Below are 14,972 nucleotides of genomic sequence, written 5' to 3'. Positions count from 1 at the left end.
CCGCGGGGACGCCGTTCCACGCCCCGGGTCGGCCGGGAACGCACCGCTCGGCGCTTAACCCTTTCCCGGCTGTCGGTGAAGGTCGTTAGGGTCGCTCACGTGTCCTTCACCGCCCCCACCGACGCCGGCGCCGCTCCCGTCCCCCACCGGGACACCGAGGAGCCGGCCTTCCCGGCCGCCGCCGACCGGTCCCAGTGGCGCTACCGGCCCCGCCGGGACTTCTGGCGCAGCCGGGTGGTCCGGGCCGTCGCCCTCGTCACGGTGCTCGCGATCTGCGCCCTGTTCATCCTCGGGCTGGTCCGCGAACAGACCGGCACCGAGGGCTTCCTCGTCGGCCTGGGCCTCGCCGTGCTCCCCGTACCGCTGCTGATGGCGGCGTTCCGCTGGCTCGACCGGGTCGAGCCGGGCCCCTGGAAGAACCTGCTCTTCGCGTTCGCCTGGGGCGCCTTCGCCGCAGCACTGGTCGCGATCCTGGCGAACTCCTTCGCGGTCCGCTGGATAGCGACCGCCACCGCCGATCCCACCTCGGCGGACACCCTCGGCGCGACCGTCGTCGCGCCCGTCGTGGAGGAGACCGCGAAGGCCGCCGCGATCCTGCTGCTGTTCCTCTTCCGGAGGAGACACTTCGGCGGACTGGTCGACGGCGTCGTGATCGCCGGCTTCACGGCCACCGGCTTCGCCTTCACCGAGAACATCCTCTACCTGGGGAACGCCTTCGGCGAGGACCAGGAGTTCGGCTCCACCGGCATCGGCTCGGTGACCGCCGCCACCTTCTTCGTCCGGGTCGTCATGTCGCCGTTCGCGCATCCCCTCTTCACCGTGCTCACCGGCATCGGCTTCGGCTTCGCCGCCCTCGCCCCCCGCGGCAAGCGCCTGCGCCGGGTGCTGCTGCCGCTCGCCGGACTGCTGCTCGCGATGGGCCTGCACGCCGCCTGGAACGGCTCGGCCACCTTCGGCGGCCCGCTGGCCTTCTACGCGGTGTACGGGGCGCTCATGGTCCCGGCCTTCGGCCTGCTGACCTGGCTCGCGGTCTGGAGCCGGCAGCGCGAGCTGCGCACGATATCCGGCGTGCTCCCGGCGTACGCGGCGGCGGGCTGGCTGTCCCCCGCCGAGCCGCTCGCGCTGTCCTCGATGCGCGCCCGCCAGCTGGCCCGCTCCTTCGCCGCCCGGACGTACGGGCAGCCGGCCGCGCGGGCCGTCGGCGAGTACGAGTCCTTCGCGACGACCCTGGCGTTCCTGCGGGACCGGGCCCGGCGCGGCACGGCCGGGCCCGACTTCCCGGCCCGGGAGCAGGAGCTGCTGCACCACCTGTGGCAGCGCCGGGCGGTGGCCTCCCCCGCCCTCACGTACGCGGCCCGGGCGACGGGCCAGGTCTGGGCGCCGCCGCAGTACCTGGACTACGACGGCTTCAACCCGTACCGCAGCTGACCGGCCACCTGGACGGCGGCGGGCCCGGCAGGGACCGGATCCCCGGACGGCGGCGGGCCCGGCAGGGACCGGGCCGGTTCGGCGGTGGTGCGCCCGCTCCCCGTGCGGTCAGACGCCCGAGGCCTCGGTCAGGAGGGTCAGTTCCTCGGTCGTGAGGGTGAGCTCCGCCGCCGCGACCAGCGCCGGGACCTGCTCGACGGTGCGGGCCGAGGCGATCGGCGACGCGACGGTCGGGCGGGAGGCGAGCCAGGCGAGGGCGACGGTGGCGAGTTCGGCGCCGTGCGCCTCGGCGACCGTGTCGAGCGCGGAGAGCACGGCCCGGCCCCGCTCGGTGTCCAGGTGCCCGCCGGCGCCGGCCGCCCGGGCGCTGTCGACGGTGGTGCCGGGGCGGTACTTGCCGGTGAGGAAGCCGGCGGCGAGGCCGTAGTACGGGACGGCGGAGAGCCCGGCCCGCTCGACGGTCTCCAGGAGCGGGCCCTCGTAGGTGTCGCGGGAGACCAGGTTGTAGTGCGGCTGGAGGGCCACGTAGCGGGTGAGGCCCTCGGACTCGGCGAAGTCGAGGGAGGCGCGCAGCCGCTCCGGGGAGATGTTGGAGGCGGCGACGGCCCGCACGGTGCCGGCCTTCACCAGCTGGTCGAGGGCGGTGACGATCTCCTCGACGGGGACGGACTCGTCGTCGAAGTGCGTGTAGTACAGGTCGATGTAGTCGGTGCCGAGGCGCCGCAGCGACGCCTCCGCGGCCGCCTTGACGGTGGGCGCGGAGAGTCCCTTGAAGTGGGGGTGGGCGCCGACCTTGGTGGCGACGACGACGTCGGCGCGGTTGCCGCGGGCGGCGAGCCAGCGGCCGATGACGGTCTCGGACTCGCCTCCGCGGTTGCCCTCGGCCCAGGCCGAGTAGACGTCGGCGGAGTCGACGAAGTTGCCGCCGGCGGCGGTGTAGGCGTCGAGGACCGCGAAGGACTGGTCCTCGTCGGCGGTCCAGCCGAAGACGTTGCCGCCCAGGGCGAGCGGGAAGACGTGCAGGTCGGAGCTGCCCAGCGGGCGGAGGTTCGTCATGGTGGGGACAACCGTCCGCGCCGCCGGGCCTATTCCGTCATCCTGCGGGGGCGGGCCGCCGGGTCAGAGGCTGAGGCCCTTGGAGCGCAGCCACTCCGCCGGGTCGAGGCCGGAGCCGCCGGGCGTGTGGACCTCCATGTGGAGGTGGGCGCCGGTGACGTTCCCGGTGGCGCCGACGCGGCCGATCGTCTCGCCGGTGCCCACCGTCTGGCCGGCGGAGACCGTCATCGAGGACATGTGGGCGTACCAGATCTCGGTGCCGTCGGAGAGCTCCAGGACGACCCGGTAGCCGTACGAGCCGGACCAGCCGGCCGACTTGATCGTGCCGCCGTGGACCGCCTTGAGGGGGGTGCCGGTGGGGGCGGCGAAGTCGAGGCCGGTGTGGTAGCCGGAGGACCACATCGAACCGGACTGCATGTAGGTGGCGCTGAGGCTGTAGGAGGAGAGCGGCAGCGAGTAGCTCGCGGCCAGCTTGGCGAGGCGCTCGGCCTCGGCCGCGGCCTCGGCCTTCGCCCTGGCCTCCGCTTCCGCCTTGGCCTTGGCCTCCGCCTCGGCCTTCGCCTTGGCCTCGGCTTCCGCCTTCTCGGCGGCGTCGGCCTTGGCCTTCGCCTCGGCGGCGGCCTTCTCCGCCGCCGCCTTCTCCGCGGCGGCCTTGTCGGCGGCGTCGGCGGAGGCCTGCTGCTGTTCGGCCTGCTGGAGGATGCGGGCGCGCAGGGCCTCGCCCGCGTCGCCGGCGCCGGGCGTGGCCTGGGCGGCCGAGCCGCCCTGGGTGACCAGGCCGGCCTGCTGCATCCGCGGGGCCTGCGTGCCCTGGTCCTCGGCGGTGGCGTACGAGGCGACGGTGAGCGGGTTCGGGTTGGCGCGGTCCGCGCTGACCGTCTCGGTGGCCTCCTCGGGGAGGAGGTCGCCGACGCCGGGGAGGTCGTGGGCGTCCGGCAGGTGCAGGTCGGGGAGGTCCGGGAGCGATATGGCGACCGGGGGCTTCTCCTGCGCGGTGGCGAGGCCGCCGGCACCGACGGCCGCGATCACGCCGACGCCGAGGACGGTGGAGGAACGCGCGAAGTTGGAGCGCTGCTTGACGACCCGGTGGCGACCGCCGGAGCGGAGGGATCCCTCGGTGGGGTTCCACTCGGTGTCCGGGGCGGCGGGACCCGCACCACCACCGAAGGCGTCGAAGGGGGCTTCGGGTGCGGGAGTGTTGGACGCCACGAAGGCGCGCTCCTTTCCTTCCTTCTCGCCTACCGGGTTAGCTGACGGGTTCGGAGCAGGAAGGTCTCCTACGGGCACGTCGCACAGGTGCGAAGGGCCCGATTCACCCCAAGTGGTGGTTCCCCGGTTCCTTTTCAGGATTCGGCGCGTGCGCACGGTGCCGTCTCTTGCGACGGCTGGGACGACCGCGCTGCGTTATCGAACGTTAATAGACACGGGCTCCCGATTCCAAGCCGTTCCTCTTGATCATTCATTGAATTGGGAGGGAATGGTCCGAGTTGACCCCCGTTCAGCGAGGAAGGCCCAAACCTCCGCGATCTGACGTTGTGTCAATTGTTATCGCAGCGAGACCCCTCGACTACGGCCGGTGACAGGCCCCCACCCGCCGGTCAGCGCACGCCCGGCGGCACCACCGGCATCGTCCGGCGCCGCTCCGGCTGGCCCGTCGCCGGACGGCTCACGGCGAGCAGCGCCATGTCGTCCGTCGACCCGCCCCCGGTGTGCAGCCGCACGTCGTCCACGAGCGCGTCGAGCAGCTCCTCGGGCCCCGGGAAGATCCGCCCCGCCAGCCGCTCGGCCGGGTCGTAGAAGACCCCCTCGGCGTTCCGCGCCTCCGAGAGGCCGTCGGTGTAGAAGAGCAGCGTCGCGCCCGGCGGGTACGGCCGCGCCTCGGCCCGGTCCGGCCACGACGCCAGATCGCCCATGCCGAGCGGCAGCGCCGCCTCGCCCGGCTCCAGCATGTCCAGGTGCCCGTCGGCGTGCAGCATCAGCGGAGGCGGGTGCCCGCGGTTGACGACCCGTACGAAGCCGTCGAAGGTGCCGCCGCCGTCCCCGCGCGGGATCTCGGCGAGCACGGCCGTGGTGAACCCCTCGAAGGCGTCGAGACCGTGCCGGCGGGTGCCCTCCCGGGCGAGGGCGCGTTCGAGCCGCCGCGCCACGCCCTCCAGCGTCCGCTCCTGCTCGGCCGCCTCCCGGAACGCCCCGATGACGACGGCGACGGCCTCGACCGCGTCCATGCCCTTGCCGCGGACGTCGCCGGTCACGAGCCGCACCCCGTAGGGCGTGTCCTGGACGGCGAACAGGTCGCCGCCGATGAACGCGTCCGCCTGCGCCGCCTCGTACCGCGCCGCGCACTGCAGCCCGCCGATCCGCTCGGCCGGCGTCGGCAGCACCGCCTTCTGCGCGGCCTCCGCGATGACCCGCGCCGAGGCGAGCCGCTCGCCGCTGCGGCGGACCACCCGGTTGATCAGCAGGGCCAGCGCGGACACCGTGAACACGGTCAGGAACTCGGTGAACGACGAGATCTCGCCCGCGGTCTCGTTGTAGACGTGCAGCCCGACCGAGGCCAGCACGGCCGCGATCCCGGTGAGCAGCGTCGTCAGGGTGGAGAAGAACGGGGCCGCGATCAGCGGGGCGGCGGAGAACATCGGCGCCGCGCTGTACCGGGCCGGCGTCAGGACGTCGAAGAAGACACCGCCGACGATCATCAGCGGCGGCAGCGCCCGGAGGAACCGCCGGGCACCCCCGTACGGCCCGCGGCCCGCGTCGTCCCGCCGCCCGCCGGTCACTCCTGGGGGTCGCCCCACCTGTGCTCTCCTGCCCGGTCCGTCCCCGGCCGCGGCCCGTACCGCGCCCTCCCAGGGTCGCCGCCCCGGGCGGGGGCGGCGACTCCCGCAGGGCCGACCGGCGTACGGCCGGAGGGCGCGGCGCCCGGTTCAGTCCGCCGGTCCGGCCAGCCGTCCGCCCCTCGCCAGCAGGCCCGGCGCGGCCGCGCACCCCAGCCCCACCACACACAGCACCAGCCAGGACACCCCCTAGAGGTTCCGCTCCGCGTAGATCTCCATCGCGTCCCGGACGAGGACCGCGGTGCCCTCCCCGTGCTTGTCGTAGTTCGCGGTGAAGCGGGGGTCGTCGACGTACATGCGGCCGAGACCGATGACGTACTCCCTGGTCGGCGTCGTGGTGGTGGACAGCCACGCGACCTGGCGCCGGGCGATCTCCTGCACCTCGTCGCTGCCGGCGGCCAGGCCGTCCCGGAGCGCCCGGGCGAAGGCGCGGGCGATGTCCGCCTGCTCGTCCATGAACGCCTTCCTCTGCTCCGCGGTGAGCGAGCGCCACCAGCGGTCGCCGCTCTCGTAGGCGTCGCGGCCCCAGCGCTCGGTGACCTCCTCCTCGTACACCGTGTGGTCGAAACCGTCGAACACTTCGTCGGCCATGAGCTCTTCTCCGTTCTCGGTCTTGTGGAGAGTGGTCCGCACCGAGGCGATCTGCCGTCCGATGCGCTCGCGCTCCTGCTCCAGGAGCGCGAGATGGGTGCGCAGGGCGGCGGAGGTGTCCCGCTGCCCGGCGAGGACCTCGGCGATGGCGGGCAGGGAGAGTCCCAGCTCGCGCAGCAGCAGGATCCGCTGCAGGCGGACCAGGGCCGCCTGGTCGTAGTACCGGTAACCGTTCGCGCCGATCCGGCTCGGTTCCAGCAGTCCGCGGTCTCCGTAGTGCCGGAGGGTGCGGCTGGTGGTGCCGGCCTTCTTGGCGATCTCTTGGATCGACCACTCCATGCCGAGAACGCTAGATCTTGACGCTGCGTCAAGGTCAAGCACGACCACGGGACACGCGGGAACGACGAAGGCCCGGATCCAGTGACTGGATCCGGGCCTTCGCTGCTACTGAGTAGCGGGGACAGGATTTGAACCTGCGACCTCTGGGTTATGAGCCCAGCGAGCTACCGAGCTGCTCCACCCCGCGTCGGTAGACACGACTCTACGGCATGGGCGGGCCGATCCGGAAATCGGTTTCCGTGGGCGGCCCGTCCGCCCGGGCCCGGCGGGCTCGGGCGGCGGCGATCAGCAGCCGCAGTCGTCCGCGTCCACCGGCGCGGTGAGCGGGTCCGCGGCCTTCTCCGCGGGCCCCTCCCAGGTCTCGTACGCGAAGCCCTCGCGCACCCAGTACTCGAAGCCGCCGAGCATCTCCTTCACCTGGAAGCCCCGCTCCGCGAGGGCCAGCGCGGCGCGCGTCGCGCCGTTGCAGCCGGGGCCCCAGCAGTACGTCACGACCGGCACGGACCGGTCGAGCAGCTGCTCGGCCTGCTCCGGGATCAGCGCGGTCGGCAGGTGGAGGGCGCCGGGGACGTGCCCCTGGTCCCAGGAGGCGGTCGAGCGCGAGTCGATCACGACGAAGCCCGGGTCGGTGCCGTCGGCGGCCGCGGCGGCCAGCGCGGAGGCCACGTCGGAGACGTCGGCGTGGAAGGCGAGGCTCGCGGAGAAGTAGGCGGCAGCGGCGGCGGGAGAGGCCGGCGGGGTCCGGAGCACGGCGTTGACCTGCGAAGTTGTCGTCGTCATGCGGATCAATCTACGGACGGTGATCACCGGACTGAAGAGGTGATCAGCGGCGCTCAGGGGCATCGGCCGGGGAATCCTCCGCGTCCGCGCCGGGCCGCCGTGGATCTCACGTACCGGAATCTCCGGGACCGCCGCTGTCCGTCGCGAGAGGCGTGACAGGAGCCGTCACATCGACGAGGTTGGATCCGTCATGACGGCATGACGGCATGACGGCATGACGGGACACGGACGGGGAGAGCGACGAGTGGACCGCAACCACGGGAACGGCACCTACGGCACCGACGGCCTCGACGGCCTCGACGGCAAGGACGGGCTCGCGCGGCGCTTCGAGGCCGACCGCGGGCACCTGCGGGCGGTGGCCTACCGGATGCTGGGCTCGCTCAGCGAGGCCGAGGACGCCGTGCAGGAGGCCTGGTTCAAGCTCAACCGCAGCGACGTCGGCGCGGTGGAGAACCTGAGCGGCTGGCTGACCACGGTCGTCGGCCGCGTCTGCCTCGACATGCTGCGCTCGCGCGGCTCCCGCCGCGAGGACCCGCTGGAGTACTACGTCCCCGACCCGGTCGTACGGGTCGCCGGCCCCACCGACCCGGAGCACGCGGCCGAGGTCACCGAGTCGGTCGGCCTCGCGCTCCTCGTCGTCCTGGAGACCCTGGGCCCGGCCGAACGGCTCGCCTTCGTCCTGCACGACATGTTCGCCGTGTCCTTCGACGAGATCGCGCGGATCGTGGACCGCACCCCGGCCGCCACCCGCCAGCTCGCCAGCCGCGCCCGCCGCCGCGTGCAGGACGCCGCCCCGGCGGCCGGACCCGACGCCCGCCGGCAGCGGGAGATCGCCGACGCCTTCCTCGCCGCCTCGCACGGCGGCGACTTCGAGGGGCTGCTCGCCGTCCTCGACCCGGACGTCGTGCTGCGCGCGGACGGCGGACGGACGCTCGCGGCCGTCTCCAAGGTCGTGCGGGGCGCGGAGGCCGTCATCGCCCAGGCCCTCACCTACGCGAGGTTCCGCACGGCGTCGCTCCCGATGGTCGTCAACGGCGCGCCCGCGTACCTCTCCGTCCGCGACGGGCGCCCCGGCGCGCTCATGGCGTTCACCATCGTCGGCGAGCGGATCGTCGAGCTGCAGGTCCTCGCGGACCCGGAGCGGCTCGCGGCGCTCGACCTCACGGAGGAGGACCTGGCGCGCGCGACGTACTGACGCGCCCCGCGACGGGCGGTCAGGGCGTACGAGGGAGCCGGGCGTGCGGCGGGGTCTGACGACGGAGCCGCCGGGCGTGCGGCGGGGCCCGACGACGGAGCCGCCGGGCGTACGGCGCCGGCCGCCCGGTCCGGCCGGGCGGCTCCGGCGTCCGGTCACTTCCCCTTGGCGGGCGTCAGGGAGGCCAGGGCCGTCAGGGAGACGGCGGCACTCGCGACGCCGAGGACGGCGCCCGCCGCCACGTCGCCCGGATAGTGCACCCCGGTGTGGACACGGGAGTAGCCCACGGCCATCGCGAGGACCTGCAGGGGCACGGAGGCCGGCGGGAAGACCACCCCGGCGGCGGTCGCGAAGGCGACCGCGGACGCGGTGTGCCCGGAGGGGAACGACGCCGAGTCCGGCATCTTGACGTGGCGGCCCACGACGACCCGGGCCGCCTCCCGGTCCGGCCGCGGCCGGCGGACGAGGCGCTTGCCCAGCAGGTTGGCCGTGGCGGAGGCGACGGCGATGGCCCCGACCCCGGCGAGGGCGGCCCGGCGCGGCCGGCCCGGCACCAGGGCGAGCCCGGCCGCCAGGGCGAAGGAGATCTTCGAGTGGTTCGCCGCGTGCGACAGCCGCCGGAAGCCGGTGTCGAGGGTGGGGGTGGGCGTGGCGGCCACGGCGGCGTACACGGCGCCGTCGATCGCCCGGAGGTCCCTGAGGACGGCCAGGACAGGGTTCTTCTCGGGCGCGGGGGTCGGAGTGGGGGTGGTGCCGGTCATGAACGGCTCCTCCTCGAAGGGGGCTGGAAGGCGATTTCGGTGACGCGCCGCCAGTCCAGTGGCGGCTGGGGCTCGATGACCCCGGGCCGGTGGCGCGGCACGAGGACGCGCAGGGCACGGGGGCGGACGGTGCAGACGACGGGGGTGGGCAGGGTGAGCGCCTCGCCGTCGACGGCGACGGAGATCGTGCCGGGCTCGCCGGGGGGCCTGGTCGGCGCGGGGACGAACGCCGAGGCGGGTACGGGCACGGGCGCCGCGGCCTTGCCCGTCACCTCCACCCGGGCCGCCGTGAGGACGTTCAGGCCGCTCGCCTGGGTGCCCCGTACGGCCATCTCGGCGGCCTGCGCGGCCCCGTCGACCCGGATGGCGATCACCCCGAGCTCTCCGCCGTCGAGGCGGGGTCTGCGGGCGGCGGCCGCGCTGAGCGGATCGGCCGTGGCGTACGGGTTGTTGCTGACGAGGAGGGCCTGCTGGGCGGGGAGCGCGAGACCGTCGGCGGTCGCGTCGAGCCGGTCGCCGCCCCCGCCCTGGAGGAGGTCGGGCAGGACCTCGACGGCGGTGCCGGCCTTCGCGTCGCGGTACTCGGGCAGCTGGACGACGTCGGCGTACACGCCGAACGAGACGGTGTTCACGAACGGGCGACCGGACACGGAGCCGAGGTCGACCCGGAACTCCTCGCCGTCGACGAGGGCGTCCAGACAGGTCGACGGGTCCGTGCGGTCGAGCCCGAGGTCGAGCGCGAAGTGGTTGCGCGTACCGGCGGAGATGACGAGGAACGGCAGGTCGTGCTCGGCGGCCACGGCGGCCACCAGGGCCTGGGTGCCGTCCCCGCCGGCCACCCCGAGCAGGTCGGCTCCGTCGGCCACGGCCTGCCGGGCGATGGCGTCGACGTCGGCCTCGACGGACGGGTCGATGAGGACGACCCGCGCCCCCAGCTTCTCGGCACGCTCGACGAGCTTGAACCGGGCGACCTTCCCGCCCCCGGACTTCGGGTTCATGATCAGCACGGCCCGCCGGGGCCGGGGTCGCCGCTCGCCCCGTGGGAGCGCCTTCGCACGCGGACCGCGGATCAGACGCAGCGAGGTCCGCGCGCAGACCAGGGCGACGCTCCAGAGCGCGAGCGCCAGGAGCGCGGTCAGCCAGGGGCCCCAGACGACGTACACGACGAGTACGGCGATCGGCGCGCCGACCGCGAGCAGGGCGCCGGCTACCCGCAGCGGCCCCCGGTGGGCGAGGAACCACCAGATGCCCACGGCCGAGCAGGCGAGTCCCACGAGCGCGCCCAGCAGGACCAGCACCCCGCCGCCGCCGAGCCCCGACAGCAGCAGCACGACCGCCGCAAGCGCGGTGCCGAGCGCCCATCGCGCCAGCAGCCGCGCCTGGTCCGTCGGATCTCCGGATCCGTTCACCGTCACGGTCCCCACCTCCACGCTCAGCGTCCACGAACCAGACTCGCCCACGGTGCCGCGCACCGCGTCCCGGGTACGGAAACGCCCCGACCGGTCGAAACCGGTCGGGGCGCTCCTCGGCAGTCCGGAGGCCGAAACCCCCGCCTGCCACACGTAGGCCGTGTGGGACTCGAACCCACAACCAACGGATTAAAAGTCCGCTGCTCTGCCAATTGAGCTAACGGCCCGTGGACAAGCACACCCGTGCAGCATAGCCCGAGAGATCCCCTGAACCGATCGGGTATACGCGTACGGCCCGGCGGAGCGGTCGAAGACACAGGGCCCGTACCCCACCGAAGTGGCGTACGGGCCCTGTGCGGGTCCTACGGGAGATCAGCCGTTGCGCTTCCAGCGCGGCTTGTCGTCGCGGCGGCTGAAGCCGCCGGCCGAGCCGGTGCCGGTGCCCGTGCCGCGATGGTCGTCACGACGGCCGTACGGGCGGTCGCCGCCACCGGAGCGGAAGCCGCCGGAGGGGCGGTCGTCGCGGCGGTCGCGGTTGAACGGACGGTCGCTGCCGCGGTGGCCGTTCGAGGGACGGTCGTTGTCACGGCGCTCGAAGGAACGGCCGCCGCGGTCGTCGCGGTTGAAGCCACCCGACGGACGGTCGTCACGACGGAAGCCACCGGACGGACGGTCGTTGTCACGGCGGAACCCGCCACGGTCGCCACCGCGGTCGTCGCGGTTGAAGCCGCCCGACGGACGGTCGTCACGACGGAACCCGCCGGACGGACGGTCGTTGTCACGGCGCTCGAAGGAACGGCCGCCGCGGTCGTCGCGGTTGAAGCCGCCCGACGGACGGTCGTCACGACGGAAGCCACCGGACGGACGGTCGTTGTCACGGCGCTCGAAGGAACGGCCGCCGCGGTCGTCGCGGTTGAAGCCACCCGACGGGCGGTCGTCACGACGGAAGCCACCGGACGGACGGTCGTTGTCACGGCGGAAGCCGCCACGGTCGCCACCGCGGAAGCCGCCACGGTCACCGCGGTCGTCGCGGTTGAAGCCGCCACGGTCACGACGCTCGTAGTTGCCCCGCTCGTCGCGGGCCGGACGCTCCTCGCGGCGCTGCTCCTCGGCACGGGCGGCACGCTCGGCCTCGACGGCGGCGGCCGCGACCTCGGCCTCGGCGGCCTCGGTCACCTCGGCGACGGCGGCCTCGGGGTCCTCACCGCGCTCGCGGGCGGCGCGGGCCACCAGGCGGTCGGCCTCCTCACGGAGCTCGACGGCACGGCGCTGCAGGCGCTCCAGCTGCTTGGTGAGGTCGACGACCTCGCGCTCGGCCTGCTTGGCCGAGTTGTTCGCCGAGTCGGCCTGGACCTCGGTCAGCGAACGCGCGCCGGTGATCTCGGCGACCTCGGGGTCGAACGCGCCGGCGCCGCCGACGATGTGGCGCGAGGCGTCGACGCCCGCGTCCTCCATCAGACGGAAGATCTGACGGCGCTGGTGCGGCAGGGCCAGGGAGACCACGACGCCGGAGCGGCCGGCACGGGCGGTGCGGCCCGAGCGGTGCAGGTAGTCCTTGTGGTCGCCGGCCGGGTCCACGTTCAGGACCAGGTCGATGCCGTCGACGTGGATGCCGCGGGCGGCGACGTCGGTCGCGACGAGCGCGTTGACGTAGCCGTCCTTGAAGTCGGCCAGGGTGCGCGTACGGGCGCCCTGGGTCATGCCGCCGTGCAGCGCGTCGGCCTTCACGCCGGCGTCGCGCAGCTGCTCCGCGATGCGGTCCGCGCCCAGCTGGGTGCGGACGAAGATGATGGTGCGGCCCTTGCGGGCGGCGATGGCGGCGGTGACCGGCGCCTTGTCCTTGGGCTTCACGACGAGGACGTGGTGGGTCATGGTGGTGACGGCACCGGCGGACGGGTCCACCTCGTGCGTGATCGGGTCCACCAGGTAGCGCTTGACCAGGCTGTCGATCTCGTTCTCCAGGGTGGCGGAGAAGAGGAGGCGCTGGCCGCCGACCGGGACCTGGTCGAGCAGCTCGGTGACCTCGGGCAGGAAGCCCAGGTCGGCCATCTGGTCGGCCTCGTCGAGAACGGCGATCTGGACGTTCTCCAGGGAGCAGGCGCCGCGGTTGATGATGTCGCGGAGACGGCCGGGGGTGGCGACGAGGATGTCGACGCCGCGCTCCAGCGCGTAGATCTGGTTGCCCATGGACGTACCGCCGCAGACGACCTTCATCTTGAGGCCGAGCACGTCGCCGTACGGCTGGAGGGCGTCCGCGACCTGCATCGCGAGCTCACGCGTCGGGGTCAGGATGACGCCGCGGGGCTTCTTCTTCTCGGTGTGGCCGCCGGCCAGGGTGGCGAGCAGCGGGAGACCGAAGGAGAGGGTCTTGCCGGAGCCGGTGCGGCCGCGGCCCAGGATGTCCTTGCCGGCCAGGGCGTCCGGGATGGTCGCCGCCTGGATCGGGAAGGGGGTGGTGACGCCGTTCTGCGCGAGCTTGCGCACGACGCCCTCCGGCAGACCGAGGTCGCCGAAGGTGACGGTGGGCTCGTCGGCGGAGTCGTCCGCGTCGATGTCGAGGGCCTCTACGGCCTCGGCGAGGTCGTCGCCGTCGAGCTCGACGATGGAGGTGATCTCCGCGGCGTCCGCGGCCTCGACGATCTCGTCGTTCTCGGGCATGACGGCGTGGTCAGAACTGAAAATGGACATGCGAAATGCGAAACCTTCCGGAGTCTCGGCACGCGCCCGTCAACTCCGTGATTTCGCAAACGACCGCCTCAATGCGGTCAGCCACGGCTAGGGAGAGTACGCGCCACGCGGCGCTCTTCTGTGTCGGCGCCGGGCAATGGGATCAAACGATCTACCACCATACGCACCCTCCCCCACCTATGGCAAATCGGACTCCGTCACACCGGTCCGACCTGCGGAGACGCCACCGGTTCCGGGGACGCGTCCGGGCCGTCCGCCGCGCGCATCGCACCCATCTGGGTGTCCGGTCCGGGCGACGGCGGATCGGTCGGGTTGGAGGTGGGCTCCGGTGTCGGCTCGGGCGTCGGCTCCACGGTCGGCTCGGGCGTCGGTTCGGGCGTCGGCTCCGCGGTCGGCTCCGGCGTCGGTGTGCCACCGCCGCCCGGACCGGATCCGCCGTCGCCTCCGCCGCCGTTCCCGCCCCCGTTGCCGCCGCCCGCCGCGCCCGCCCCGCCCGGACCGTCCTGACCGCCCGTCGGCTGCGGCTTCGACGGGCCGCCGGGACCGCCGGGCCCCTCCACCGGCAGCACCGTGCCCGGGGAGGCCTTCGCCGTGCCCGAGGGGGAACCGGTCGGCACCGGGGACTCCGTACCGGAACCGGCCACGTCGGGACCGCCCGAGTCCGGCCTCCCGTCCCACGAACCGCCGTCGCCGCCCGGCTCCCCGGCCGCGCCGCCGCCCGAGTCGGTCGCCACGCCCCGCTTCCCGCCGGACGCGCCGGGCGCCGGCTTCGCCCCCTCGTCACCGACACTCATACAGCCGCTCAGACCGGCGCAGGCCGCGACGGCCAGCGCGGCGGCGGCCCATCTGACACGGGTGGGCAACTGGCGCACGGGGGCACCTCCAGGACACGACAGGCAGGAACGGAACGCGTTGCACTGCCCAACTCCCGTGGCGCCGCATGGGACACGCCCGAACCGCCCCGCGTCCGCGCCGGGCGCGCCCCGGGTCCGGTCAGCCGTAGCCCAGCGCGTGCAGCCGCTCGTCGTCGATGCCGAAGTGGTGGGCGATCTCGTGGACCACGGTGATCTCGGTCTCCGCGACCACGTCCTCGCGCGATTCGCACATGCGCAGCGTCGGCCCCCGGTAGATCGTGATGCGGTCCGGGAGCACCCCGGCGTACCACTCGCCGCGCTCGGTCAGCGGCGTCCCCTCGTAGAGCCCGAGCAGCTCGGGATCGTCCGGGGCCGGCTCGTCCTCCACGAACACCGCGACGTTGTCCATCAGCCGCGTCAGTTCCGGCGGGATCCGGTCCAGGGCCTCGGCGACCAGCTCTTCGAACTCCTCGCGCGTCATCTCCAGCACGCGCCCATTGTCCCCCCGCGGGAAACCGTTTTGGCGATAGCGGCCGGGATCCCATATGCTTCTCACGTCCCCGACGCGCTGCAAAGCGCGCAGGTGAGCCTCTAGCCCTCATCGTCTAGTGGCCCAGGACGCCGCCCTTTCAAGGCGGTAGCACGGGTTCGAATCCCGTTGGGGGCACGCAGTACCGTGTGCGAGACTAGTGATCGCACACAAGCATGGCTCTGTGGAGCAGTTGGTTAGCTCGCCACCCTGTCAAGGTGGAGGTCGCGGGTTCAAGTCCCGTCAGAGTCGCTGAAGCTGGAGACAGCTTCGTGGCTGGGTAGCTCAGTTGGTACGAGCGATCGCCTGAAAAGCGATAGGTCGCCGGTTCGACCCCGGCCCCAGCCACAGGAAGAAGGCCCCGTTCGAGAGAACGGGGCCTTCGGCGTTCCCGGGGGCGGGAGGCCGAGGACGAGCCCGGCGCCTCCGGCGGCAGAGAGCGCCGCACCGGGCGGTAGGGGGAGGAGGCCGGCGCCTCCCCTGGAGGTGCGCCGGCCTCCTCCCCCGC

General features: G+C 73.6%; 12 protein-coding genes, 5 tRNA genes and 1 riboswitch. Of the genes, 5 read left to right on the top strand and 12 right to left on the bottom strand.

The genetic code is table 11. The features are described from left to right. Window positions 1-99: 99 nt before the first annotated feature. Window positions 100-1,428 (top strand): PrsW family intramembrane metalloprotease, encoded by a 1,329-nt coding sequence (locus tag ACF09E_RS29475; RefSeq protein ID WP_388801151.1) that lies wholly within the window; start codon window positions 100-102, stop codon window positions 1,426-1,428. A gap of 108 nt (window positions 1,429-1,536) precedes the next feature. On the opposite strand, the gene ACF09E_RS29470 is transcribed toward ACF09E_RS29475, so the two are convergent. The 6 genes from ACF09E_RS29470 to ACF09E_RS29445 all read right to left on the bottom strand — a co-directional run bounded on the left by ACF09E_RS29470 (window position 1,537) and on the right by ACF09E_RS29445 (window position 7,028). Then, the gene (locus tag ACF09E_RS29470) at window positions 1,537-2,484 is read right to left on the bottom strand and encodes an aldo/keto reductase (RefSeq protein ID WP_392208430.1); all 948 of its coding nucleotides are present in this window, start codon (window positions 2,482-2,484) and stop codon (window positions 1,537-1,539) included. 63 nt (window positions 2,485-2,547) lie between these two features. Next, window positions 2,548-3,693: a M23 family metallopeptidase gene (locus tag ACF09E_RS29465; protein WP_392208428.1), complete on the bottom strand. Its 1,146-nt coding sequence runs from the start codon at window positions 3,691-3,693 to the stop codon at window positions 2,548-2,550. Between the two features lie 11 nt (window positions 3,694-3,704). Continuing rightward, window positions 3,705-3,850: riboswitch (cyclic di-AMP (ydaO/yuaA leader) on the bottom strand. Between the two features lie 232 nt (window positions 3,851-4,082). Continuing rightward, the gene (locus ACF09E_RS29460) at window positions 4,083-5,279 is read right to left on the bottom strand and encodes a PP2C family protein-serine/threonine phosphatase (RefSeq protein WP_392208426.1); all 1,197 of its coding nucleotides are present in this window, start codon (window positions 5,277-5,279) and stop codon (window positions 4,083-4,085) included. A gap of 228 nt (window positions 5,280-5,507) precedes the next feature. Beyond that, window positions 5,508-6,248 (bottom strand): MerR family transcriptional regulator, encoded by a 741-nt coding sequence (locus tag ACF09E_RS29455; RefSeq protein WP_392208424.1) that lies wholly within the window; start codon window positions 6,246-6,248, stop codon window positions 5,508-5,510. 113 nt (window positions 6,249-6,361) lie between these two features. Next, a tRNA-Met gene (locus ACF09E_RS29450) sits at window positions 6,362-6,435 on the bottom strand. Between the two features lie 98 nt (window positions 6,436-6,533). Further along, the gene (locus ACF09E_RS29445) at window positions 6,534-7,028 is read right to left on the bottom strand and encodes a rhodanese-like domain-containing protein (protein ID WP_392208422.1); all 495 of its coding nucleotides are present in this window, start codon (window positions 7,026-7,028) and stop codon (window positions 6,534-6,536) included. 214 nt (window positions 7,029-7,242) lie between these two features. Here ACF09E_RS29445 and sigJ point away from each other — a divergent pair, with 214 nt between their 5' ends. Next, complete coding sequence (gene sigJ / locus ACF09E_RS29440) at window positions 7,243-8,223, top strand: RNA polymerase sigma factor SigJ (RefSeq protein WP_392208420.1); 981 nt, start codon at window positions 7,243-7,245, stop codon at window positions 8,221-8,223. Window positions 8,224-8,378: 155 nt separating this feature from the next. Here sigJ and ACF09E_RS29435 read toward each other — a convergent pair whose 3' ends face one another. The 6 genes from ACF09E_RS29435 to ACF09E_RS29410 form a co-directional block, all read right to left on the bottom strand. Beyond that, window positions 8,379-8,984, bottom strand: a complete 606-nt coding sequence (locus tag ACF09E_RS29435) for a phosphatase PAP2 family protein (RefSeq protein WP_392208418.1) — start codon at window positions 8,982-8,984, stop codon at window positions 8,379-8,381. Beyond that, window positions 8,981-10,408 (bottom strand): diacylglycerol/lipid kinase family protein, encoded by a 1,428-nt coding sequence (locus ACF09E_RS29430; protein WP_392208469.1) that lies wholly within the window; start codon window positions 10,406-10,408, stop codon window positions 8,981-8,983. The genes ACF09E_RS29435 and ACF09E_RS29430 overlap by 4 nt, the downstream gene beginning before the upstream one ends. A 139-nt stretch (window positions 10,409-10,547) precedes the next feature. Then, window positions 10,548-10,620: transfer RNA gene (locus ACF09E_RS29425), tRNA-Lys, on the bottom strand. Window positions 10,621-10,765: 145 nt separating this feature from the next. After that, the gene (locus ACF09E_RS29420) at window positions 10,766-13,081 is read right to left on the bottom strand and encodes a DEAD/DEAH box helicase (RefSeq protein WP_392208416.1); all 2,316 of its coding nucleotides are present in this window, start codon (window positions 13,079-13,081) and stop codon (window positions 10,766-10,768) included. A gap of 197 nt (window positions 13,082-13,278) precedes the next feature. Next, window positions 13,279-13,953: a hypothetical protein gene (locus tag ACF09E_RS29415; RefSeq protein ID WP_392208414.1), complete on the bottom strand. Its 675-nt coding sequence runs from the start codon at window positions 13,951-13,953 to the stop codon at window positions 13,279-13,281. 121 nt (window positions 13,954-14,074) lie between these two features. After that, window positions 14,075-14,425, bottom strand: coding sequence for a metallopeptidase family protein (locus ACF09E_RS29410; RefSeq protein WP_033208941.1), 351 nt, complete (start codon window positions 14,423-14,425; stop codon window positions 14,075-14,077). A 104-nt stretch (window positions 14,426-14,529) separates the two neighbouring features. On the opposite strand from ACF09E_RS29410, the gene ACF09E_RS29405 reads away from it, so the two are divergent. The 3 genes from ACF09E_RS29405 to ACF09E_RS29395 all read left to right on the top strand — a co-directional run bounded on the left by ACF09E_RS29405 (window position 14,530) and on the right by ACF09E_RS29395 (window position 14,812). Beyond that, window positions 14,530-14,602: transfer RNA gene (locus ACF09E_RS29405), tRNA-Glu, on the top strand. Between the two features lie 40 nt (window positions 14,603-14,642). Next, window positions 14,643-14,716, top strand: a tRNA-Asp gene (locus ACF09E_RS29400). Between the two features lie 22 nt (window positions 14,717-14,738). Continuing rightward, window positions 14,739-14,812: transfer RNA gene (locus ACF09E_RS29395), tRNA-Phe, on the top strand. The last annotated feature ends 160 nt before the right edge of the window (window positions 14,813-14,972 follow it).

This window comes from Streptomyces sp. NPDC014891, assembly GCF_043081085.1.
In the GTDB taxonomy this organism is placed as follows: domain Bacteria; phylum Actinomycetota; class Actinomycetes; order Streptomycetales; family Streptomycetaceae; genus Streptomyces.
This window is presented reverse-complemented; position numbering and strand designations above follow the sequence as displayed.